Genomic DNA, 21,303 nt, shown 5'->3' on the forward strand with positions numbered 1-21,303 from the left:
ATAGCAAATAAAAGCAATAAAAATCAATTAAATAAAAACCATAAACATAATTTATACCGCCATTTATTTACAAAATTAGACCTTAGCCTAACACCTATGCACTTTTCAATTTTTCATAGCTAAAATCCCGTATGTTTTGACAATATTGAGGATGTCCAATGTCTTTAAGTCGTATTCGCCTAGCTTCTCTTCATGACAAGGTCATCAGTGCTGAACAAGCTGCGCAATTCATCGAAAATGGAATGACCGTTGGTATGAGTGGTTTTACTCGTGCCGGTGAAGCTAAAGCTGTTCCACAAGCACTTGTAGAGCATGCAAAGAAAAATCCGTTAAAAATCACGTTAATTACGGGTGCAAGCTTAGGTAATGACTTAGACAAACAACTCACGGAAGCAGGTGTTTTATCTCGTCGTATGCCATTTCAGGTAGACAACACTTTACGTCGTGCGATTAATAACGGCGAAGTTATGTTTATTGATCAACATTTATCAGAAACTGTTGAGCAAATGCGTAACCAGCAACTTAAACGTCCAGACGTTGCGGTGATTGAAGCAATTGCGATTACTGAAGATGGCGGTATTATTCCAACAACTTCTGTAGGTAACTCTGCAAGCTTTGCTATTTTTGCCGAAAAAGTTATTGTTGAAATCAACACATCTTTAAGCGAAAGCTTTGAAGGTTTGCACGACATCTACATTCCGACTTATCGTCCAACACGTACTCCAATTCCATTAACAAAAGTGGATGAGCGTATTGGTACAACAGCAATCCAAATCGATCCTGCAAAAATTGTAGGTATTGTATTTAACGATACACATGACTCACCATCAACAGTAACTCCTCCAGATGATGAGACTCAAGGCATTGCAAACCACCTCATTGCTTTCTTTAACAAAGAAGTTGCAGAAGGTCGTTTACCAAAAAACCTTGGTCCATTACAAGCAGGAATTGGGTCTATTGCCAACGCTGTACTAACAGGTTTAAAAGATTCTGATTTTGAAGACCTCATCATGTACTCAGAAGTACTACAAGACTGTACTTTTGAACTCATTGATGCAGGCAAAATGAAATTTGCTTCTGGTAGCTCAATTACCCTTTCTGCAAAATGTGGCGAAAAAGTTTTTGGCAATATCGAAGCTTACAAAGACAAATTAGTACTCCGTCCACAAGAAATTTCTAACCATCCTGAATTGGTACGTCGTTTAGGTATCATCGGCATTAACACTGCACTTGAGTTTGATATTTACGGTAACGTGAACTCAACTCACGTATGTGGTACTAAAATGATGAACGGTATTGGTGGTTCAGGTGACTTCGCTCGTAACGCACACTTGGCAATCTTTGTGACTAAATCAATTGCTAAAGGCGGCGATATCTCTTCTATTGTGCCGATGGTGAGCCACGTTGACCATAGTGAACACGACGTTGATATTTTAGTGACAGAGCAAGGTTTAGCAGACTTACGTGGTTTAGCACCTCGTGAGCGTGCTCGCGCTATTATCGATAACTGTGTACACCCACTTTATCGTGGTGCATTAAACGACTACTTTGATCGTGCATGTGCTAAAGGTGGACATACTCCTCACTTACTTCGTGAAGCATTGTCTTGGCATGCAAACTTCGAAGAAACAGGCCAAATGCTTCAAGCAGAACCAGTCGCAAAATCAGCTTAAATCACTGGTTTAATTCAAGCACTCCCTCGGGGGTGCTTTTTTATTTGTTTAAATTATTCATAAAATACTGCTCAAGTCCCAATTTTTATTTTATCTTTTCAGCACATCAAAACAAAAAGTAGAAATCCATATGTTTATTATTCGTCAATTTACAAATGCAGATCTGGATGATGTCGTTATTTTATGGGAAAGCTGTGGCCTGACCCGCCCTTGGAATAGTCCTGAAACCGATATTTTCAGGAAAGTCTCACAACAAGATGATTTGTTTTTGGTTGCTATTAAAGATGAGCAACTGATTGGCACGCTCATGGGCGGCTACGACGGCCATAGAGGCTGGATCAACTATTTAGCTGTTCATCCCCACCAACAACGCTTAGGAATCGCTACAGCGCTCGTCCAGCAGCTTGAAAAGCGATTGATTGCCCGTGGTTGCCCGAAACTTCAATTGTTAGTCCGTAAGGATAATTTGAATGTGCTGAACTTTTACGAACAGCTTGGCTATGACGAAGTAGAAGCAGTGTGTTTAGGAAAACGACTTATTAGCGATAATCCACCCGACTAGCGCACTAAGTACACGCTTTCTTTTTCGCTATTAATAAAAGCGGTTTATGTTTGGGGATAAGTGACTATACCTGTGGATAAAATGAGATTTATACACAGGTAAGGTCTTAATACTTTTATTAAATAAATAGGCATGAAAAAAGCCCCATACATTATGTATGGGGCTTTTTCGAATATGGTGGCGAGACCCAGGATCGAACTGGGGACACACGGATTTTCAATCCGTTGCTCTACCTACTGAGCTATCACGCCGATGGCCTGTATTAAGCCGTATCTCAGAACAATAGTCAACAATTATCCTGAGTTTCTGATTTAAATGAGTATTTTTTATACTTAAAAAAAAATCCCTGATGGGATCAGGGATTGAAAACACAAATAATGGTGGCGAGACCCAGGATCGAACTGGGGACACACGGATTTTCAATCCGTTGCTCTACCTACTGAGCTATCACGCCGAAGTGGGCGTATTAAACAATGTTTATAAGAAGACGTCAAGCAACTTCCGTGTTTTTTGTAACAAGTGATTATTTTTAAATCACAGCCACATACTGATAAAGGCTTTTAGTGATGTAATTTACCAATATGCGCTAAGCAGCGATGAATCGCGCCACAACCCGGTTCAAAAATTTTAACGCCTTTTGACTCTTCTATACGACAAGCTTCTTCAACTAAGCGCTCAGCTACCCCACGACCACGGTTAGCAGGATGCACAACAATGTATTCAAGAACCTTGCTTTCACCTTGTCCTGAGGACCAAATTGCACCTATAATTTTGGTGTTAAATTCAGCAGTGTATAGCGTGGTATACTGTTGTAAATCTTGTTCAAGTTGTTCAATCGCATCGTGCCCGTCACCAAACTCCGGACTTGTATCATACAAACGCTCAAGCTGATCGCGGATCTCTGAATTATCTAGAGAACTATAAGCATGTACGGTAATAGGCATTGATTAACCCTCCTGAGCAAACTATGATGCTGTCACGAATTCGTCACAGCGAAATTGTCGTTAACATCCAATCATTTTTGACGTTTTTTTGAGGAACGTGTCCATGACGCAACGTATCAGTGAAGTGGTTAGAAATACCAATGAAACCAAAATTCGAGTTCGTTTAAATCTCGACGGTACTGGTCAAGGCACACTAAACACTGGAGTTCCATTTTTAGACCATATGATTGATCAAATCAAGCGACATGGCTTATTTGATATCGATATTCATTGTGATGGAGACCTCGAAATTGATGATCACCACACTGTAGAAGACTGTGGTATCACGCTTGGACAAGCTTTTGCACAAGCTTTAGGTGATAAAAAAGGTTTAAAACGCTATGGTCATTTTTATGCACCATTAGACGAAGCTTTATCTCGCGTTGTTGTAGATTTATCTGGTCGTCCGGGATTATTTATGGATATTCCATTTACCCGTGCACGCATCGGTACATTTGATGTCGATTTATTTTCCGAGTTTTTCCAAGGTTTCGTAAACCATGCGCTTATGACCTTACACATCGATAACTTAAAAGGTAAAAATAGCCACCACCAAATCGAGAGTGTATTTAAAGCGCTAGCTCGTGCTTTACGTATGGCATGTGAAGTTGATCCACGTGCAGAAAACACGATTGCATCGACAAAAGGTAGCCTCTAATGACACGTATCGCGTTACTTGATTATGGCATGGGCAATCTACACTCAGCAGCGAAAGCTCTTGAGCATGTGGGCGCTACAGTCGATGTGACCAATGATCCAAAGTTAATTGCACAAGCCGACAAAATTGTTTTCCCGGGCGTTGGTGCGATGCGTGACTGCATGCAAGGTATGCGTGAAGCAGGGATTGATGAAGTAGTACGTAAAGCTGCTTTTAATAAACCTGTTCTTGCAATTTGTGTAGGCATGCAAGCGCTACTACAAAGTTCAGAAGAAAATGGCGGCGTAGATGCACTGGGTATTTTTGATGGTGTTGTAAAACACTTTCCTCAAATGGAAGGTTTAAAAGTGCCGCACATGGGCTGGAATCAGGTTCACCAACTGGACCCGAGCCATCCAATGTGGAACAACATCGAACAAGATGCTCGTTTTTACTTTGTACATAGCTACTATGTTGAACCTAAAGATGAAAGCGTTGTAGCTGCAACTTGTGATTATGGTGTGAACTTCTGCACAGCAATTCACAAAGATAATTTATTCGCGACTCAATTCCACCCAGAAAAAAGTCACACTGCTGGCTTGCAGTTACTGAAAAACTTTGTGGAATGGAATATTTAAACTGATTTAAAACTGAAAAGATCAGGTCTAGATGGCCTGATCTTTTTTTTATTTACAATAACAACTAATCATTTATAGAATGATGTTTTATTCAACAAAATATTGAATATTTATACTTTTAAATAAAACCAAATGATCAGGAAAACAAAATGAATTCACCTTTTGAAAATCAGCCACTTCAACAAGATTCACCCTTTAAAGCTAGTGGTCGTTTTGGGCGACTCTCTTATGCTGCTTGGACATTCCTATTTTCACTTGTCATTGTGATCGCCATTCTTATTATTGCTTTCACTTTTGGACTAACAACTAGTGAAGATTTAAGCGGTCTTTCCACCGCAGGAATGATTGTTTTAGGTATTGTTTATATTGCCTGTATCTATGTCAGCTTTATATTTACTATTCGCCGCTTACATGACCGCAATAATACAGGGTGGCTATCATTACTGATGCTGATCCCTGCTGTAAACTTTATTTTTATGATTTATCTATTTGCGGCAAAAGGTACTGAGGGCACTAATGATTATGGTCCACAGCGCCCAACTCTTGGCTGGGAGCGTGTTTTAGGCTGGATTTATATTATCCTGATTCCACTTGCTTTTGTTTTTGCTATTGTTGCCACAATCATGGCTCCAACCTATGAAGGCTATGTTGAGAAAAGCGAAAGTGTGGTCATTGGTACCCCTTCTCAGTCTCAATAATTTTTAAAGACATTCATAAAGCCTAGTCCTCTAGGCTTTATTCATATATAAAGTGAATAGCTCAATTCTTTTGTACGCTATAAATATGTCTGAAGCCGTTGCCCTCCTTGATAATAAAGCCTCTATTCAGCAGCTACCCCCTTTTGAAAATCTTAACCAACAGAATATTGTGGTGATTGAGAATATTGAGCAATGCAAAACTATTGAAGAAGAATTAAAAGCAGCGATCTTTTTAGGATTTGATTCCGAATCTAAACCGACATTTCGAGTGGGCGAAGTCTCGACAGGTCCACACTTAATTCAACTTGCCACTGAACATAAAGCCTATTTATTTCATGTCAATTCATCAACTTTAAAATTTTTACAGCCAATTTTATCGAACCCAAAACAACTTAAAGTCGGCTTTGGTCTTAAAAATGATAAGCACATTTTTCATAAAAAAGGTATTGAGCTGGAAAGTTGTGTCGATCTTGCGAAAGGATTTAGTCACTTTGGTTTTAAGCAGCAAATGGGCTTACAAAAAGCAGTAGCTCTGTTATTTGGGCAGTACCTTGCAAAGTCGAAAAAAGTTGGAACTTCAAATTGGGCGCGAAAGCCACTGACACCACAGCAAATCAGTTATGCCGCTGCCGATGCGTATGCTGCATTATTGGTATTTGAAGCACTCAGAAAACAAAGTCTATTACCGAGTCACATTTCACAAACCATTCAAACCGCACTTCAAGCGTAAAGTTATAAAAGTCTTTTCTAAGGCTTAGCGATTGATCAATACTTTGCTAAGATGTGCACAATTTCATAATCATGATGAAGCAAGGAGCGGAAGCATGCTAATCATTCCAGCAATTGACCTGAAAGATGGTAAATGTGTGCGTTTAAAACAAGGGCGTATGGAAGACGATACCGTTTTCTCTGACGATCCGGTTGCAACTGCCCAGCATTGGGTAAATGAAGGCGCACGTCGTTTGCATTTGGTCGATTTGAATGGTGCTTTCGCAGGTACGCCTATTCATAAACCTGTTGTTGAAGCAATTGCAAAAGCTCAGCCAGAATTACCAATTCAAATCGGTGGTGGTATTCGTTCATTAGAAACGATTGAACACTACTTAGAAGCTGGCGTGACTTTTGTCATTATTGGTACAAAAGCAGTTCAAGAACCTGAATTTGTAGAAGAAGCATGTAAGCGTTTTGCAGGCCACATCATTGTCGGTATTGATGCCATGAATGGCATGGTTGCAACTGACGGATGGGCAAACGTTACTGATGTTAAAGCAACAGATTTAGCAAAACGTTTTGCAGACGCAGGCGTGTCTAGCATTGTTTATACCGACATTGCGCGTGACGGCATGATGCAAGGTGTAAATGTTGAGCAGACTGTAAACTTGGCTCAATACTCAGGCTTACCAGTCATTGCTTCAGGTGGTGTAACCAACCTTGATGATGTTCGTAACTTAAAAGGTCAACCAGGTATTTTAGGTGCAATCACAGGCCGTGCAATTTATGAAGGTACTCTAAACCTTCGTGAAGCTCAGCTTTTGTTAGATGAAAACCGTCTTTAATTTTTAAGATGTAAAAAAGAGCCGCTTTAGGCTCTTTTTTATTGTGGCTATAAAATTTTTTTCAAATCAATAAACCACATTACGAATAAATTTAAGTATTTGATTTCCACTATTAATATAGGTGTAAGTCACTGAACTGGCATATATCAACGAAGAACCAGCAATGATGGTTTTTGAGCTATCTGCAAATTGTATGGTCAACTCACCTTCTAATACATAAATAAGCTCTTGCCATCCTTCTGGGTCTGCTTCAGCAACATAAGACTCCCCTACTGCTAATGACCATGTCCAAAGCTCAACTTGCGAACGGGAAGGAACTGAAGCAAGAAAAGTTGCCTTGCTTTCTTCCTTTTCACCTTGCCAAGCGAGTGCATTTACTAGGCCATGTTCTTTTAGCTCAGGCGCACTCACAATTGTTCTAAAATCTACTCCCAATACTGCCGCAATCGCATCGAGTTTAGCCAAGCTAATATTAACTTGCCCTGTTTCCAAAGCTGCAATGGTCCGTCTACTTACCCCTGCCTGATCGGCCAAGTCCTGTTGGCTTAAATCTCGTTCATCTCGTAATGAACGGATATTTGTGCCGACATGCTGTAAAACGGTACTGGACTGGCTCATAAATTAACGCAGCAAATAAAATATGAGCAATATATTGCACAAAATAGAAGAATAGCGCAACATGTGCAGTATATTGCACAATTTATTCTGATTTTGAGTATGTCACCAATTTCTTTAAGTTCAAACAAAGCCCCACAGTTAGCTCTCATTTTGATTACGATCATTTGGGGTGGAACATTTCTTACCGTTCAATATGCACTGAACTTTTCGTCGCCTATGTTTTTTGTAGGCTGTCGTTTTGCTGTAGCAGCTCTGACTTTGCTACTTATTTCATTAAAAAGTATGAAAGGAGTCACTTTAAAAGATTTAGGCGCGGGTTGTGCAATTGGTCTTGTAATTGCGGCAGGTTATGGTACACAAACGATAGGTCTTCAAACCATTCCAAGTAGTGAGTCGGCTTTTTTAACAGCGCTCTATGTCCCGCTTGTCCCTATTTTAATGTGGCTCATCTTTAGAAAAACTCCACATATCATGACTTGGGTGGGAGCTGCTCTTGCCTTTGCTGGCCTTGTTTTATTGACAGGCAATGGTTTCGAGAAAATTTCCTTAAGTTTTGGGCAGCTTTTAACAGTACTGGGTGCCTTTGCAATTGCTTTAGAAATTATTTTTATTAGCTACTTTGCTGGAAAGGTAAATTTACGCCGCGTTACGATTATTCAACTCGGTGTCGCATCTCTACTTTCTTTTGCCATTATGCCTGTCGTGGGTGAACATACGATTCCAGCATTTTCATGGCCCCTAGTAATTATTGCGGTTGCATTAGGTTTAGCGAGTGCGCTCATTCAATTTGTGATGAACTGGGCTCAACGTGTGGTTGACCCTTCACGTGCTGCAATTATTTATGCGGGAGAGCCTGTTTGGGCAGGAATTATTGGTCGAATTGCGGGTGAGCGTTTGCCATTGCTTGCTCTTCTGGGTGGAGCATTAGTAGTTTTAGGTGTCTTAGTCAGCGAGCTAAAACTTAAGTTGCCAATTAAAAAAACGAAAAGAATTCGAGAATAAAAAAGAGAGCTTAACGCTCTCTTTTTTATTTATTAAGGTAGATACATCGGTCGGTTATCATTTAACGCAATCAAGCCGCGAATTGCACGATATACAATCCAAATCCAAGCAGCAGCAATCACGCCGACACAGAATACAGTCGATGAAATGGCAACGCCTGCAAATAGATCAGTATTTTCACCCGTGAAGAACAAGAAAATAAACGGCAAAAAGGCAATAATATTCCAAGCCAAGTACCACCAGAATGTTCTGATTTGCCATGTAAAGTGGCTCGCAAAAATCGAGCCTTGGACATCAGACCGTTTTACGTAGTTAATAATTAAAGCAATAATCGCAAGTAAGCCGCCTGTAAAAATGGCAACAATATAAAGTACATACAAAATAAGTGTTAAAGTACGATTTGGATCTTGGTCGATAGAACTATTCATTTTTATACCTCTCAAGTTTAATAAAACGATTTACTTTTATGAGCCCCGCAACACATTTAAGGGAGAAATTAGCCACAAAATCAAAAGTAAATGAAAGAATATGGTACAAAAATAAATCTTACGAAATGGTTGTTTTTGTGTTTTATGTCTCAGTTTTTGTTGTGCCCACCACGCAGCAGGCCAGCCTCCTAAAAAGCTGACAATATGTAATGTTTGCTCAGGCACACGGCGATTGCCTAGTTGTGCTGCTTCTTTATCTTGTGAATATAGCCAGTAACTCAGCACATTTATCATCAAAACAAACAATAAGGTATAGGCTGGTAAAATATGAATAAAACTCATAATTCCCATTAAAACAAAATAAAACACAATCCCCATTTGCATAGCGGACCATGGACTGGCTTGAAAAGATGATTCCGCTTTTGCAGGCCTTGAAGCTTTCCGGGTTTGAGAGGCTTTTAAATAGGTGACCTGCTGGGCACGAAAGCGACCACGTTCATCAAGGATAACCAGGTATTCCAATGCACAGCCAATAATTGGCCGAGGACCGGGGCGTGCAAAATCTTTGATATGCAAAAAGACTCGCTCTTTTTCAGCATCATCCGGCTGAATAAAACCATAACCTTTTTCGTCGAACCATTCGACTAAACGCCCCTGATCTCGCATCTTCATTCCCTTTTATGCTTTTACATGACTTAAACGGTCTTGCATCATTGCTCGCATTTCTTGCGGGTCTTTTTGCAAAATGTCGTCGCCTGTACGTCCTTCTTCTTTATTTTTTTGTGCAACTTGTAAACGCATTGACCAAAAACGGCAAGCCGCCATTGCCAAGAATACATCTAAACATGCAAGTTCATCTGAGGTCAGCGCACGAACTTTTTGGTAAGCTGCTAAGTAAGCGGCTACTTTGTCTGAGTTTAAATGCGCTGCTGGATATTCGGTACAAAAATCATTGATGGTAATCGCGATATCAAATAGCAATTCATCTTGATTTAATTCGTAAAAATCTAGAATACCTTGTAGCTGCTCACCTTCAAACAAAGTATTGTCACGGAACAAATCTGAGTGAATAAAACCTGTTGGTCGGTTTGAGTACTGCGCTGTTTTAGCATTAAAAGCTTGATAAACCTGCTCAAGTAACACTTGGTCATCTTGAGTCATATTGGGTTTAAGCTGTTCTGCAACGCCTGTCCAGTATTGGTGATCACGTCGATATTCACGCTCAAGCGGAAAATCTTGTAAAGCCACATGCAGTTTCGCCTGTGCATCGGCAATCGCAGCAACTTGCGCCACTGTGGTTTGCATGGGATGGTGTCCCATTAAACGTGGAGCAATCTGTGCAGGCTTTTCTGCAATCACATGAACTGCTTGTCCGCTATGTTTTAACGGCACAGCGACAGGGACATCATGAGTTCCCAATTGTTCAAGAACAGGAATGAGTTCGCCTGCCCCTTGTGCGTCTAATTCTTCAAACACGGTGAGTACATATTGCTTGCGGTTTACATCAACCAAAAAATAATTGGTGTTTTGAATACCTCCCTGAATTGGGTTCAGCTCCAACACCTCTAATCCATAAGGTGCAGCAAAGGCGCGAACTTCATCTAAACTCAACGGGGTATAAACCGACATGGAAAACCTGCAAAAAACATCTGTGAAGTTTGATAGAATACCTCTTCCCTCCATGAAGGTGTAGCGCCTGTGTAGGAACTTTCACCAACGGCGATTATTTTTGGAAAAAGCTATGCTTGCTAAACGTATTATTCCTTGCCTAGACGTTGATAACGGACGCGTAGTTAAAGGCGTTCAATTCCTCGATATTCGTGATGCTGGCGACCCTGTTGAAGTGGCACGTCGTTATAACGAACAAGGTGCAGATGAAATTACCTTTTTAGACATTACCGCTACACATCATGGACGCGATACCACTTACCGTACTGTTGAACGTATGGCCGAGACTGTATTTGTGCCATTAACTGTCGGTGGTGGTGTACGTAAGGTTGAAGATATTCGCGCGTTATTAAATGCAGGTGCAGACAAAGTGAGCATTAACTCGGCTGCCGTATTTAACCCTGAATTTGTTCAAGAAGCGTCACAGCACTTTGGTGCGCAATGTATTGTGGTTGCGATTGATGCCAAAAAAACTGGCGACAACAAATGGGAAATCTTTACCCACGGTGGTCGTAAACCAACCGGTATTGATGCGATTGAATGGGCTGTGAAAATGGCTGACTACGGTGCGGGCGAGTTACTCATTACCAGTATGGATGCCGACGGTACGAAAGCGGGCTACGACATTGCTTTAATGCGTGCTATTAATGATCGCGTGACTATTCCAACAATTGCTTCAGGTGGTGTAGGTAACTTACAACATCTTGCAGACGGGATTTTACAAGGTGGTGCCGATGCAGTATTGGCAGCAAGTATTTTCCACTTTGGCCAATATACGATTCCAGAAGCTAAGCAATATTTGGCTGAACAAGGCATTGAAATGCGCTTGTAAGCTTATTGATATTTAAAGGGGCGATATGCCCCTTTATTTTTTTATGCAGCACCATCTATTTCTTCTTCAATAGGAAGTTCTAGTTTTTCTTTTTTCTCGACCCATTTTGAAGGAAAGATTTTCTCTACTGCTTGAGACAATGGTCTAGCAAGCACTGTAGGCAACCTTACTCCCAAAGGGTTTTGTTCTTTTAAATCTGCTGAAGACACCACACGTGTTCCCATCACATAATCAAACCAAGGCTTGGTCACACACCAATTGGCATCTTGATTAGAGTTCATATGATGGTCGTAATGCCATGGAATTTTACGCTTTGCCCAGTCAGGCTCTAAATGTGCACGGCGATGAATATAATAATAATTACCAGCGCTATACCAAGCTGCGAGTGCCATACCTTTTGAAAACGGATAAAAAATTGCACTTGAAACGGTTGCTACGACTGCCAGTGAAATTAACTCATTTTTAGTTCGCCAGTTTCCAACGCCCTCCACATAGCAATCATCATGAAAATGTTGTTTGCGCACTTCACGGTGGTGTGCCCAATGGGATTCCATGCTTTTGGGCACAGGGCTATAACGTGGTTTTCCGGCACGGTGTACGCCATGCAAAATATATTTGTGTGCCACCCATTCGAAAGCATTCGCAACCGCAATACCAGCAATAAACCCTTTTAACATCACCTAACTCCTTTTTCTTTTTATTCATAATATAAAATTCGTTATGCTTGGTATTGACCAGAATTTATGGTTTCATTGACAAATCACGACAATAAAGAGGTGGTTAAGGATGCCACAACTGAAAAATTATACGGGTTCGGTTTATGGAGGGCTGGGACATCTTTTAAAGGCTTACTGTGAAGCCAATGAGTTAGCCATTCCAGAACAATTAGAGCAAATTCAAAATCTGGAACGCTTTGACTACGTCGTTTGGCGTGACCTATTAGAAGTCATTTATAAACTGGACCCAAAGCCCGGATTAGGTCTAGAAATTGCCAAATATGTGCAACCCAAACACCTAGGTATTATTGCCTACCTTGCTCTCTCTTGCGATGACTTAGGTGAGGCTCTAATTCGGTATCATGATTTTCACCGTCTGATTTATGACGGAAGCCCTTTAGTGGTTGAGTTACAAGGAAGACATGGTTCTATTCGTTGGGAAGCAACCGAGCTACACCCTACTCAGCTGACAGATGAAATCGCGATTGCACTGGTGGTTCAGTTCTTACGCCTTTTTATGTCTCATGAAGACGTGCATTTATATGAAGTACGCTTCTTAAATGCTGCACCTAAAAATATCAGGGTTTATGAACAATACTTCCAATGTCCCGTTCGTTTTAGCCAACCGCGTACAGAGTTACTCATTCCCATTACTGAAATTCATAAGCCGCTTAGCAGCGCCGACCACACCTTACAGCAGCTATTAGTTCAACAAGCACAAGCGCTTTTAGAACAATTACCAAATTCGACCCAACTTGATCAACGTTTACAGCACTCAATCTTGACTGGCTTACAAAAGAATCAATATCAAATTGAACATATTGCTGCTCAATTAGGTCTGTCAGTTCGACAGCTCCAACGACACTTACAACAACAAGGCTCCACCTTTCAGGAACGTGTTCAGCAAGTGCGCTTTATGCTCGCAACCGAATATTTAAAAGATCCGCATTTAAGTTTACAAGAGATCGCACTTTTGCTTTGTTATTCAGAACAAAGTGCTTTTCAAAGAGCATTTAAACATTGGACCAATCAAACACCACAACAATGGCGAGATCATTTTTTAGACAAAGAATAACCTACCAAAACTTACAAATCTTTTCTTGATTAAAACAACACTGAAAACAAAAATTTCATATAGTCACATGCTTCAAATTTTTGTGACTTATTTCACATTAATTAAAATAGATTAAATAGATGAGTAATCACAATGAATAAATATTTTGCTGAATTTCTAGGTACGTTTTGGCTAGTCTTTGGTGGTTGTGGTAGCGCAGTATTAGCCGCAGCTTTCCCTGAACTTGGTATTGGCTTTGCAGGTGTAGCCCTTGCCTTTGGTTTAACCGTACTCACCGGTGCTTATGCTCTAGGGCATATCTCAGGTGGACATTTTAACCCCGCGGTAAGTGTTGGCCTTTGGGTCGGTGGCCGCTTTGATGTTAAAGATTTAATTCCCTATATTGTTGCTCAAGTGGTCGGTGCGACTGCTGCTGCATTTGTTCTCTATATTATTGCTCAAGGCCAAGCAGGCTTTAGCGGTGTTGGTGGCTTTGCTACCAATGGTTTTGGTGATTTATCACCAAACAAGTTTGGCTTAAGTTCAGCGTTCATTATTGAAGTCGTACTTACAGCGTTCTTCTTAATCATTATTTTAGGTGCAACTGACCGCCGTGCGCCTGCTGGCTTCGCTCCTATTGCGATTGGTTTAGGCTTAACACTCATTCACTTAATCAGTATTCCAGTTACAAACACTTCGGTGAACCCTGCGCGTAGTACAGGTGTTGCGTTCTTTGCTGAAACGGCTGCTTTAAGTCAGTTGTGGTTGTTCTGGGTAGCACCGATTTTAGGGGCTGTGATTGGGGCGATTATTTATAAAGTGGTAGCTGGGGAGAAGGATTAACTTTTCATAGACTTAACCTACTATCGCGGAAGGTGACATGGATGTCACCTGTTGAGCAGGGGTACACGGAAGTACCCTCTGATCAACAAAGCCTTTTATTTACTTTTAGGCTTTCAAAAGTAAAAAATGTCTATAACGTGATATTAAAGACTGTATGGCGGCATGACCATGCTAAACATCACGCATAACATGCATAAATTATAAAAACGGATTATTAATTTCTTTTTCAGCTGGACGTTCAATTTTCTCAGGCAATTCTTCTTTTTCCAAAGCAGTAACCACATCGTTTAAAAAGCTCTGTAAGGCCTTTGCCTGTTCTAACCCGACTTTGTCTTTGGTAATTTGCAAGTTGCCATAAATGCTAACGCAATCAACATCATTTTCTAACGTTAAATCTTCAATTGAAGAAGACTCTGTACCCTTTTCAAATGGCTTAAACATAGGTCTTGTCTCGTTGTTATATCTTCACAGTGTAATACGACCAATCTAAAAAAAATCGATCAAAATTAAAAGAGCCGATAAAATTAAGAATACTCCCATCAAGATATTAAAATATTTCAAACGGTTGCCCTGATTCAGCACCACTGAAAATTTATCACCACAGAACCCCCAAAAGAATAAACACACATAGCAAGTGAAGAAATAAATAACGATAAAGATCGGCAAAGACTGCGGGTTCTCAATGCTTGTAAACATGGTAATGCCAGACACACAAGCCAACCAAGCTTTGGGATTCAGCCACTGTAATAAGAACCCATCTTTAAAATTGGGAATAATCATCTGTTCGACAGGAACATTTGAAATTGAAATATTAGCGGCAGAAAGAATAATTTTTATGCCGATATAGCAAACAAATAGCGTTCCACAAATCGCAAGAATTTTTAATACAATAGGAAACTGAGTTAATAAACTCTGAAGGCCAAATGCCATAAAAATTAAAAGCAAGGTGAAGCCAATCGTGGCACCTGAAATATAAGGAAGCGATCTTTTTAAACCGTGATTTAAACTGGTCGATAAAATGACAGTATTTACTGGGCCTGGGGTAATAGACATTGCAAAAGAAAAAAGAAACATCGAGGCAAACATTGTTATTGTCCTTATTAAAATAAGATCCATAGACAGATCTGTATATGGATTCTATTTTAATCAATTAGGGTATTGCAATAACAATAAAAAAAACGACTTATTTCATTATTTGCAGGAAATAGTTCACTAAAGCCTCCACCAATTGTTTCACAATCGCCTGACGAGTTTCTTCATCAATTGTTGGAACTTTTGCTTCCATTGGTTCTGAAGAACCAGTTTTCTGCTTTTTAAATTGGTCTTGAAGCGCTTGAATTTGGTCGGCATTTAAGTCTTGCTCACACTGACTCTCACCATCCCAATGCAAATAATCTAGCTTCTGATTTGGTTTTACTGACCCTGCCGTTAATGGTAAGCGATAAACATTGCGTTTTTGCTGTTCTGTTAACTGTGGAAATAAGTTAATACCAAGTTTTTCTTCAAGATAGCAAACACTGACAACCTTAACTTGCTGCGAATTATTATTGGGTGCGTAGTAAGCCCCGATCGCGCCAGTTTTTGGCATATATACCGCTTTATAAACCGCGGTAGGAACAATTACACCCTGCCCAATCGTCTTAAGACGTTTGCCTTCAAAAACAGGACCTGTGACCACATAAACATCTTGTTTTTGTTTAGTGGCAATAGCACGGGTCGCTTCTTCGAGCTTACGCCAGACCTCTTGGTTATTTTTAGGTGCTTGCGGCACCATGTTGCTGAGCGAGAAACTATCAGATTGGGATTCTTTATTTGGCATATCACCATTGGGAGCCATATGCCCACGGTCATAGCCTGAACCACGATAGTCACTTAACAGAGCTCGATGTCTTTGGGCAACACGGGTTTCTTCATGGAAGTTATCTTCACGCTTAATTTTGGTACTCAAACGCTCTGCATTTAAATGTTCAGCCGACCACAATGGTGTTTTAGAAATGCCTGAATACAAAACATTAAAGCCATTAAAGCACAGGGGATAACTATCTTTTTTTAGGCTTTCTTTATTTAAAGCAGGTGGAACTTCACGATAAAACTGATTAAGACAAGTCGAATTAGTCGTTAAAGGCGAAAACCACTGCGAAATCTTTTCACTACCAAAAGCAATCGCAAAACTTCCCGCAGCAATACAAGCAAGAATAATCTTGCCAAAATGCTCACTTAGAGAGAATGAATTTGTACCTTTACTACGTTTTTTACTTGCCATGTTTCTATCAATACCACTGTCCACACGCAGCTTAACAACCCTGCTTTTTTAAGTATATCTCTTATCTTTCAAATGGTTAAAACATGGTCATCTTTTTTGTAACTCCATTTCCTCTTACGTAACAATCTGTTGGAATTATGAGTGGCTTTGGCTATTGAATTACGCCAATTGCGTATCTTTCGTTGAAAAGCACTGTTTGCTTATGACATGGTTAGCTCCACAAATTTGGATAAAAATATAATCGGAGTCCATTTAATGATCCATTCAAAGATTATTGGTATTGGCGTAATCACGGGATTATGTAGTATGGCTGCTATGGCGGAACCAGCAGTCCAACCAGGCGACACTTTAGAAAGCTTGTCTAAAGCGAAAGTAACCACAACTGTAAATGGCCAACCTGGTTCTATTAGCGATTTAGTCAATAGCGGACAAGTACAGCAAGTTTCTGCTGCACCAACAAACGCAGCACCAACAGGTGCTCCGATTCCGGCAGACATTCCACCTGCGCCACCAGCGGGCGGTGAAATGGCACCACCAGCAGCACCTACTGATGCGGTACCACCTGCACCGAACCAAGCAGCTCCTGCGCCACAAGATCCAAACATGCCACCACCTCCGGCAGATCCAACACAGTCGGCAGACCCGATGGCAAAAGATGGTGGATTACCAGCAGATGCACCTATGCAAGCTCAATAATCGAAACCATAAAAAAACCAAGACATCTGTCTTGGTTTTTTATGCATCAACTTTTTATATTTCGATTTGACTACCCAACTCAACTACACGGTTAGTCGGAATTTGGTAGAAGTCACTCACTGGACTGGTATTACGCTGCATCGAGATAAAGAGTTTTTCTCTCCATGGAGACATACCATCACCCACCGAATGAACGATACGATCGCGGGAAATAAAGAAGCTGATATGCATCAAATCATATTCAAGACCTAACTGCTCGTAAGCTTGCATAAGTGCTTTTGGTACATTCATTTCATCTTTAAAACCGTAAAAGATTTTAATACGGAAGAAATGTTCAGCTAAAGTTTCTGTCGTAATACGCTCTTCAGGCTCAACATAAGGCACATCTTCAATCACTACAGTCACTAAGATATTGCGTTGATGCAGTACTTTATTGTGCTTGATGTTATGGAGCATGGCATGCGGAACAACGTTTGGCGTACCTGTCATGAATACTGCATCGCCCGGCACCCAGTGCACACTATTACCAATACTTTTTACAAACAAATCTAAAGCCAAAGTATCGTGTTCAAGCTTTGCAAATGTAAGCTCACGACCACGTTTCCATGTCATTAAAATGGTCACTGCAATCGCACCAATCAATAATGGTACCCAACCGCCCGACAAGATTTTAAGAGAAGTTGCACCGACCAATACCGCCTCTAAAGCAAAGAACGGAACAATCAGAAGTAGTACTTTTGGTAGGCTCCACTTCCAAGCTGAGTAGATAAATACAGCAACCAAAATCGTGTCACATAGCATCGTCAGGGTCACAGCTAAGCCATACGCACTTGCAAGGTTCGAACTGCTTTTGAAAATCAAAATCAGGATAATAATTGCAATTAAAAGCAACCAGTTTAAGAAAGGAATATAAATCTGACCTTCTTCAGACTCAGATGTATGTTTAATACTTAAACGTGGTAAATAACCCAATTGAATCGCTTGGCGTGCAAGTGAAAACACCCCAGAAATTACGGCCTGAGAGGCAATTACGGTTGCCATGGTTGCCATAATAATCATTGGGTAAAGTGCCCACTGCGGAACCAATAAATAGAATGGGTTTTCAATTGCTGCTGGGTCTCTGAGCAATAATGCGCCTTGTCCTGCGTAGTTTAAAACCAAACATGGCAACACGACAAAGAACCAAGCCATACGAATTGGTACTGGTCCAAAGTGCCCCATATCGGCATAAAGGGCTTCACCGCCAGTTACCGTTAATACCACAGCACCCATCACAAAAAAGGTCATGACTGGATGGTGATAAATAAACTGAATCGCCCAATGCGGACTAAACATGCCTAAAACAACAGGTGTCTGAATGACGCTGTGAAGGCCTAATAATCCTAACGATAAGAACCACACCATCGTAATCGGGCCAAAAAACTTACCAACAAAGGCCGTACCGTGTTTTTGTACCAAAAACAACGAGATGATAATGGTAATCGCAATTGGCATGATGAACGGGTCAAACACATCGGTTGCAATAGACAAACCTTCTACTGCCGAGAGTACCGAAATGGCTGGGGTAATAATACCGTCACCAAAAAACAGTGATGCCCCGATAAAACCAATAGCAATCATGTAAATTTTTTTGTTGTCGGCAATTTTGGCTTTACGCAAATTCAATGCGAGTAAGGCCATGATTCCACCTTCACCATTGTTGTCTGCACGCATGACAATGGCGACATACTTAATGCTGATGATCAGCATTAAGCACCAAAAAATAATGGATAAAATTCCTAATACGTTTTCAGGCTGAATTCCCAACCCATGAGCAGCATGGAAGGATTCTTTCAAGGCATAGAGCGGACTTGTTCCGATGTCTCCAAAGACCACCCCAAGAGCTGCCAAAGCCGTGGCAGGCAAGGTCGCTTTTTTGGCCGTATTTTGCATTGTATAAATAAACCAATATGATTTTTAGCGCAATCTTATCACCTCTATTATTTTTTTTCTGTAATGCTCGTCTTAAATCTTGGCAGAACTCGTTTTTTTAGTTACTATCGCACGCCTTGGTGAGGTGTCCGAGTGGCTTAAGGAGCACGCCTGGAAAGTGTGTATACGTTTGCGCGTATCGAGGGTTCGAATCCCTCTCTCACCGCCAGAATTCAAATTTAAAGAGGCTTAAACTTAATCAGTTTAGGCTTTTTTATTGGCTAAAATATTAAAAATAGCCAAACAAATATTGATAATTTTTACATCCCTAACAACGCCTAAATTCTATTAAGCATTTAAATTCAATGAAGAATCTTATTTCTTTAGCTAAAATCAGAAAGAAATTCATACTTACATAAGGTTTTCGGCTTGTTCTAAAGACTCATAATGCTTATAACATCCTCTACACTTTCCACATGGATAATTTGCTTTATGACAACTATGGCTCCAACTCTTTAATACATTTAAATTCACTTTAGATGCTTTGATAAGCTCTGCTGTAGTTAAATGATTCACTGGAGCAGTGATCCTTAGATTACCTTCTTGAAGAGATATTAAATTATCAATACAGTCTATAAATCTTTGTGAACCATCAATGTGAGATGAATCATTTGCCACTGAGGCAATCATGATCTCATTAATATTTAATTGTATTGCTTTCATAGCACATAAAGTAATCAAGAGTTGATTTCTATAAGGCCACCAATCTGAGAACTCATTGTATTTACTCATTGGATTATTGCTAAGATCTCCCATTCCTAGGTGGCTACAATCAACCTTGATAATTTCATGGATGATTCCAAGCTTCTTACATACAAATTCGGAAGATCTAATTTCCGCTTCAGCAGCTGATTGACCATAATCAATGGTTATTGCAATATCTGGTTTCTGAAGAAAAGCCAGACAAAAAGAATCAATACCACCAGATAATAAAAGGCACTTTTTCATTGATTCCATATCGCCCTATATATTAGAAAATCTATATCATCTGAAATCACGCATCCCGTTCCTTCAAACATAGTTAAGTCTTTTTTTGCTGTATAATTCAAATACATAAATACTTTTTTCTTTAACGCTTTAGCATAGCCAATTTCAAATATAGTACCGGGGTCGAAATTATTTGAAATAGCAAAAATATTGTCTGCATTTTCTAAACCTTGAAGATCAGCTTGAGCAATTTGGGCAGAATTATTAGATACACCAACTGCATGATATGGTGAAAAAACTTGAATATTATATAATTCAAAAATCGCCTTTATCTTCTCAACTAACCATAACTCAGAAATTGAGAAAAATGGTCCAGCTAAATAAATCTTTCTTGCAATATTCTTTTGATCCAATTCAACAAAAGTACGATCTAAAATAATCGACAGATTTTCGTAAGTTTGGGTTTCTACATATACTGATACCGCTTTTGAAGCTTTTAAAGCTGCTTCTATTGGGTCTAAGTTTTCTATTATCCAGCTATATGCAAAACAAGCTGAGAAGATATCACCTGAGCCAATCTTATTAAACTTATTAGATAAGAAAAGAGGAATATCTGAGATTTCATCATTTACTAATACCTGAGCTCCATAAGGTCCCCTTTTTAGAACAACAATATCCGCACTATTAACTTCTTTTACTTTTCTTATCAAATCTGAAGTTTCTAAGCTTCCTACCATCGCTTTAGCTTCATGTTCATTTAAAACAATAGCTAGTTCTCCCGCAACAGATCCAGTCTCATTAAATTTCTTTGGTTGTGAAGTGTTCTGCGGGTCATAAACAACTTTATTAGTAGCTTTAATCTTTATATTTGCATTTAACATACCAAAATAAAGGCAGTTATCTAAATTAACTTCTCTTTCATAAAAACCTTCATAAACAATAATCAATGGGTCAAATAAATAAGTATTATATTCAAAAGAAATATCTGATTCAGTTTCTTGATTGATAATTTCAATCTTGCTATTACTAGAAATAAATCCTCTTTTACTAGCTTGAAATGATTTACAAGCTAGTGTGGTTGCACATGTTATAAATTTGACATCTATATTCTGCTCCGCTAAAAATAAAGCAGCTCTTCCCCCAGAACCTAAAAAAAAATCCGATTTTGGTGAAATTTCTCTATAAAGCCCTCCTACTACGGTAATATTATTTTTCATTGTACTTTAACTCGTATAAATGAATCCCATTCAAAGCTACTAATTAAAGCAGTGTAGTTATAACCTTGTTCTAAACACTCTATTAACTTACCAATTAAGGAGTCAGCTCCATAGCCAACTAAATTGTCTTTATATTCAAATACTAGTGCCCCATCTTCGGCATACATTGTTAGTAAAATGCCATTTAACTCTTGCGTATCGAATACGCTAAAATCAGGCCTAACAATACTTATAGCTATATTCAAGTTTTCACAAGTTATTTCATGGTCTGTTGAAGGTCTAAAGCTACCTGATCCAAAATTTCCGCCCCCACCTGACATT

The 21,303-nt window shown here is 39.7% G+C and carries 27 protein-coding genes and 3 tRNA genes; 15 read left to right on the forward strand and 15 right to left on the reverse strand.

Going from position 1 to position 21,303, the window contains the following annotated elements; genetic code table 11:
• The 3 genes from HUN22_RS02900 (at position 1) to HUN22_RS02910 (ending at position 2,235) form a co-directional block, all read left to right on the forward strand.
• Positions 1-123 carry a hypothetical protein gene (locus HUN22_RS02900; protein ID WP_174726453.1) on the forward strand — a complete coding sequence of 41 codons (123 nt, stop codon included), beginning with the start codon at positions 1-3 and terminating at the stop codon, positions 121-123.
• Positions 124-158: 35 nt separating this feature from the next.
• A complete protein-coding gene (locus HUN22_RS02905; RefSeq protein WP_016142851.1) occupies positions 159-1,673 on the forward strand; it encodes an acetyl-CoA hydrolase/transferase family protein in 1,515 nt (504 codons plus the stop codon).
• Positions 1,674-1,803: 130 nt separating this feature from the next.
• Complete coding sequence (locus HUN22_RS02910; RefSeq protein ID WP_016143688.1) at positions 1,804-2,235, forward strand: GNAT family acetyltransferase; 432 nt, start codon at positions 1,804-1,806, stop codon at positions 2,233-2,235.
• Between the two features lie 175 nt (positions 2,236-2,410).
• On the opposite strand, the gene HUN22_RS02915 is transcribed toward HUN22_RS02910, so the two are convergent.
• The 3 genes from HUN22_RS02915 to HUN22_RS02925 all read right to left on the reverse strand — a co-directional run bounded on the left by HUN22_RS02915 (position 2,411) and on the right by HUN22_RS02925 (position 3,179).
• Positions 2,411-2,486: transfer RNA gene (locus tag HUN22_RS02915), tRNA-Phe, on the reverse strand.
• Positions 2,487-2,613: 127 nt separating this feature from the next.
• Positions 2,614-2,689: transfer RNA gene (locus HUN22_RS02920), tRNA-Phe, on the reverse strand.
• Between the two features lie 106 nt (positions 2,690-2,795).
• Complete coding sequence (locus HUN22_RS02925; protein WP_004789887.1) at positions 2,796-3,179, reverse strand: GNAT family N-acetyltransferase; 384 nt, start codon at positions 3,177-3,179, stop codon at positions 2,796-2,798.
• A gap of 103 nt (positions 3,180-3,282) precedes the next feature.
• On the opposite strand from HUN22_RS02925, the gene hisB reads away from it, so the two are divergent.
• The 5 genes from hisB to hisA all read left to right on the forward strand — a co-directional run bounded on the left by hisB (position 3,283) and on the right by hisA (position 6,747).
• Positions 3,283-3,876 (forward strand): imidazoleglycerol-phosphate dehydratase HisB, encoded by a 594-nt coding sequence (hisB, locus tag HUN22_RS02930; RefSeq protein ID WP_002116767.1) that lies wholly within the window; start codon positions 3,283-3,285, stop codon positions 3,874-3,876.
• Positions 3,876-4,493 carry an imidazole glycerol phosphate synthase subunit HisH gene (hisH, locus tag HUN22_RS02935; RefSeq protein ID WP_174726437.1) on the forward strand — a complete coding sequence of 206 codons (618 nt, stop codon included), beginning with the start codon at positions 3,876-3,878 and terminating at the stop codon, positions 4,491-4,493. The genes hisB and hisH overlap by 1 nt, the downstream gene beginning before the upstream one ends.
• 149 nt (positions 4,494-4,642) lie before the next feature.
• Positions 4,643-5,191 carry a DUF805 domain-containing protein gene (locus HUN22_RS02940; protein WP_174726438.1) on the forward strand — a complete coding sequence of 183 codons (549 nt, stop codon included), beginning with the start codon at positions 4,643-4,645 and terminating at the stop codon, positions 5,189-5,191.
• An 85-nt stretch (positions 5,192-5,276) separates the two neighbouring features.
• A complete protein-coding gene (locus tag HUN22_RS02945; protein WP_174726439.1) occupies positions 5,277-5,921 on the forward strand; it encodes a 3'-5' exonuclease in 645 nt (214 codons plus the stop codon).
• Positions 5,922-6,015: 94 nt separating this feature from the next.
• Positions 6,016-6,747, forward strand: coding sequence for a 1-(5-phosphoribosyl)-5-[(5-phosphoribosylamino)methylideneamino]imidazole-4-carboxamide isomerase (gene hisA, locus HUN22_RS02950; RefSeq protein ID WP_000905538.1), 732 nt, complete (start codon positions 6,016-6,018; stop codon positions 6,745-6,747).
• Positions 6,748-6,813: 66 nt separating this feature from the next.
• Here hisA and HUN22_RS02955 read toward each other — a convergent pair whose 3' ends face one another.
• Complete coding sequence (locus HUN22_RS02955) at positions 6,814-7,365, reverse strand: helix-turn-helix domain-containing protein (RefSeq protein WP_174726440.1); 552 nt, start codon at positions 7,363-7,365, stop codon at positions 6,814-6,816.
• 99 nt (positions 7,366-7,464) lie between these two features.
• Here HUN22_RS02955 and HUN22_RS02960 point away from each other — a divergent pair, with 99 nt between their 5' ends.
• The gene (locus HUN22_RS02960; protein WP_174726454.1) at positions 7,465-8,367 is read left to right on the forward strand and encodes a DMT family transporter; all 903 of its coding nucleotides are present in this window, start codon (positions 7,465-7,467) and stop codon (positions 8,365-8,367) included.
• 32 nt (positions 8,368-8,399) lie between these two features.
• Here HUN22_RS02960 and HUN22_RS02965 read toward each other — a convergent pair whose 3' ends face one another.
• From HUN22_RS02965 to HUN22_RS02975, 3 genes are read right to left on the reverse strand one after another with little or no spacing between them, the layout of a single operon-like run.
• Positions 8,400-8,795 carry a DUF4870 family protein gene (locus HUN22_RS02965; protein ID WP_174726441.1) on the reverse strand — a complete coding sequence of 132 codons (396 nt, stop codon included), beginning with the start codon at positions 8,793-8,795 and terminating at the stop codon, positions 8,400-8,402.
• 36 nt (positions 8,796-8,831) lie between these two features.
• Positions 8,832-9,461, reverse strand: a complete 630-nt coding sequence (locus HUN22_RS02970; RefSeq protein WP_174726442.1) for a DUF1294 domain-containing protein — start codon at positions 9,459-9,461, stop codon at positions 8,832-8,834.
• A gap of 12 nt (positions 9,462-9,473) precedes the next feature.
• On the reverse strand, positions 9,474-10,424 hold the full coding sequence (locus HUN22_RS02975; protein ID WP_174726443.1) for a homoserine kinase: 951 nt from the start codon (positions 10,422-10,424) through the stop codon (positions 9,474-9,476).
• 112 nt (positions 10,425-10,536) lie between these two features.
• On the opposite strand from HUN22_RS02975, the gene hisF reads away from it, so the two are divergent.
• Positions 10,537-11,295 carry an imidazole glycerol phosphate synthase subunit HisF gene (gene hisF / locus HUN22_RS02980; protein ID WP_000880078.1) on the forward strand — a complete coding sequence of 253 codons (759 nt, stop codon included), beginning with the start codon at positions 10,537-10,539 and terminating at the stop codon, positions 11,293-11,295.
• A gap of 41 nt (positions 11,296-11,336) precedes the next feature.
• Here hisF and HUN22_RS02985 read toward each other — a convergent pair whose 3' ends face one another.
• The gene (locus tag HUN22_RS02985) at positions 11,337-11,972 is read right to left on the reverse strand and encodes a hypothetical protein (protein WP_174726444.1); all 636 of its coding nucleotides are present in this window, start codon (positions 11,970-11,972) and stop codon (positions 11,337-11,339) included.
• Positions 11,973-12,081: 109 nt separating this feature from the next.
• On the opposite strand from HUN22_RS02985, the gene HUN22_RS02990 reads away from it, so the two are divergent.
• From HUN22_RS02990 to HUN22_RS03000, 3 genes are all read left to right on the forward strand, one after another.
• Complete coding sequence (locus HUN22_RS02990; RefSeq protein ID WP_174726445.1) at positions 12,082-13,086, forward strand: AraC family transcriptional regulator; 1,005 nt, start codon at positions 12,082-12,084, stop codon at positions 13,084-13,086.
• Positions 13,087-13,218: 132 nt separating this feature from the next.
• Complete coding sequence (aqpZ, locus tag HUN22_RS02995) at positions 13,219-13,908, forward strand: aquaporin Z (protein ID WP_031949547.1); 690 nt, start codon at positions 13,219-13,221, stop codon at positions 13,906-13,908.
• Between the two features lie 41 nt (positions 13,909-13,949).
• Entirely contained in the window at positions 13,950-14,096 is a 147-nt protein-coding gene (locus tag HUN22_RS03000) for a hypothetical protein (RefSeq protein ID WP_174726446.1), read from the forward strand.
• A 10-nt stretch (positions 14,097-14,106) separates the two neighbouring features.
• On the opposite strand, the gene HUN22_RS03005 is transcribed toward HUN22_RS03000, so the two are convergent.
• The 3 genes from HUN22_RS03005 to HUN22_RS03015 form a co-directional block, all read right to left on the reverse strand.
• Positions 14,107-14,349, reverse strand: coding sequence for a hypothetical protein (locus HUN22_RS03005; protein ID WP_174726447.1), 243 nt, complete (start codon positions 14,347-14,349; stop codon positions 14,107-14,109).
• 45 nt (positions 14,350-14,394) lie between these two features.
• Positions 14,395-14,994, reverse strand: coding sequence for a LysE family translocator (locus HUN22_RS03010; RefSeq protein WP_217484427.1), 600 nt, complete (start codon positions 14,992-14,994; stop codon positions 14,395-14,397).
• A gap of 97 nt (positions 14,995-15,091) precedes the next feature.
• Positions 15,092-16,171 carry a DNA/RNA non-specific endonuclease gene (locus tag HUN22_RS03015; protein ID WP_174726448.1) on the reverse strand — a complete coding sequence of 360 codons (1,080 nt, stop codon included), beginning with the start codon at positions 16,169-16,171 and terminating at the stop codon, positions 15,092-15,094.
• Between the two features lie 255 nt (positions 16,172-16,426).
• Between HUN22_RS03015 and HUN22_RS03020 the strand changes: the two genes are divergently transcribed.
• Positions 16,427-16,867, forward strand: a complete 441-nt coding sequence (locus HUN22_RS03020) for a hypothetical protein (protein WP_174726449.1) — start codon at positions 16,427-16,429, stop codon at positions 16,865-16,867.
• A gap of 54 nt (positions 16,868-16,921) precedes the next feature.
• Here the strand turns inward: HUN22_RS03020 and HUN22_RS03025 are convergent, their stop codons facing one another.
• Positions 16,922-18,799 carry a potassium transporter Kup gene (locus HUN22_RS03025; RefSeq protein ID WP_174726450.1) on the reverse strand — a complete coding sequence of 626 codons (1,878 nt, stop codon included), beginning with the start codon at positions 18,797-18,799 and terminating at the stop codon, positions 16,922-16,924.
• A gap of 118 nt (positions 18,800-18,917) precedes the next feature.
• Here HUN22_RS03025 and HUN22_RS03030 point away from each other — a divergent pair.
• Positions 18,918-19,007 (forward strand) — tRNA-Ser (locus tag HUN22_RS03030).
• Positions 19,008-19,189: 182 nt separating this feature from the next.
• Here the strand turns inward: HUN22_RS03030 and HUN22_RS03035 are convergent.
• From HUN22_RS03035 to HUN22_RS03045, 3 genes are all read right to left on the reverse strand, one after another.
• Positions 19,190-19,795: a 7-cyano-7-deazaguanine synthase gene (locus HUN22_RS03035; RefSeq protein WP_254617523.1), complete on the reverse strand. Its 606-nt coding sequence runs from the start codon at positions 19,793-19,795 to the stop codon at positions 19,190-19,192.
• Positions 19,783-20,982: a PfkB family carbohydrate kinase gene (locus HUN22_RS03040; RefSeq protein WP_174726451.1), complete on the reverse strand. Its 1,200-nt coding sequence runs from the start codon at positions 20,980-20,982 to the stop codon at positions 19,783-19,785. The genes HUN22_RS03035 and HUN22_RS03040 overlap by 13 nt, the downstream gene beginning before the upstream one ends.
• A partial coding sequence (locus tag HUN22_RS03045) for a hypothetical protein (protein ID WP_174726452.1) occupies positions 20,979-21,303 on the reverse strand: 325 nt, incomplete at its 5' end. The genes HUN22_RS03040 and HUN22_RS03045, both read right to left, overlap by 4 nt.

The sequence above is a fragment of the Acinetobacter lactucae genome (assembly GCF_013344765.1).
In the GTDB taxonomy this organism is placed as follows: Bacteria; Pseudomonadota; Gammaproteobacteria; order Pseudomonadales; family Moraxellaceae; genus Acinetobacter; species Acinetobacter lactucae_A.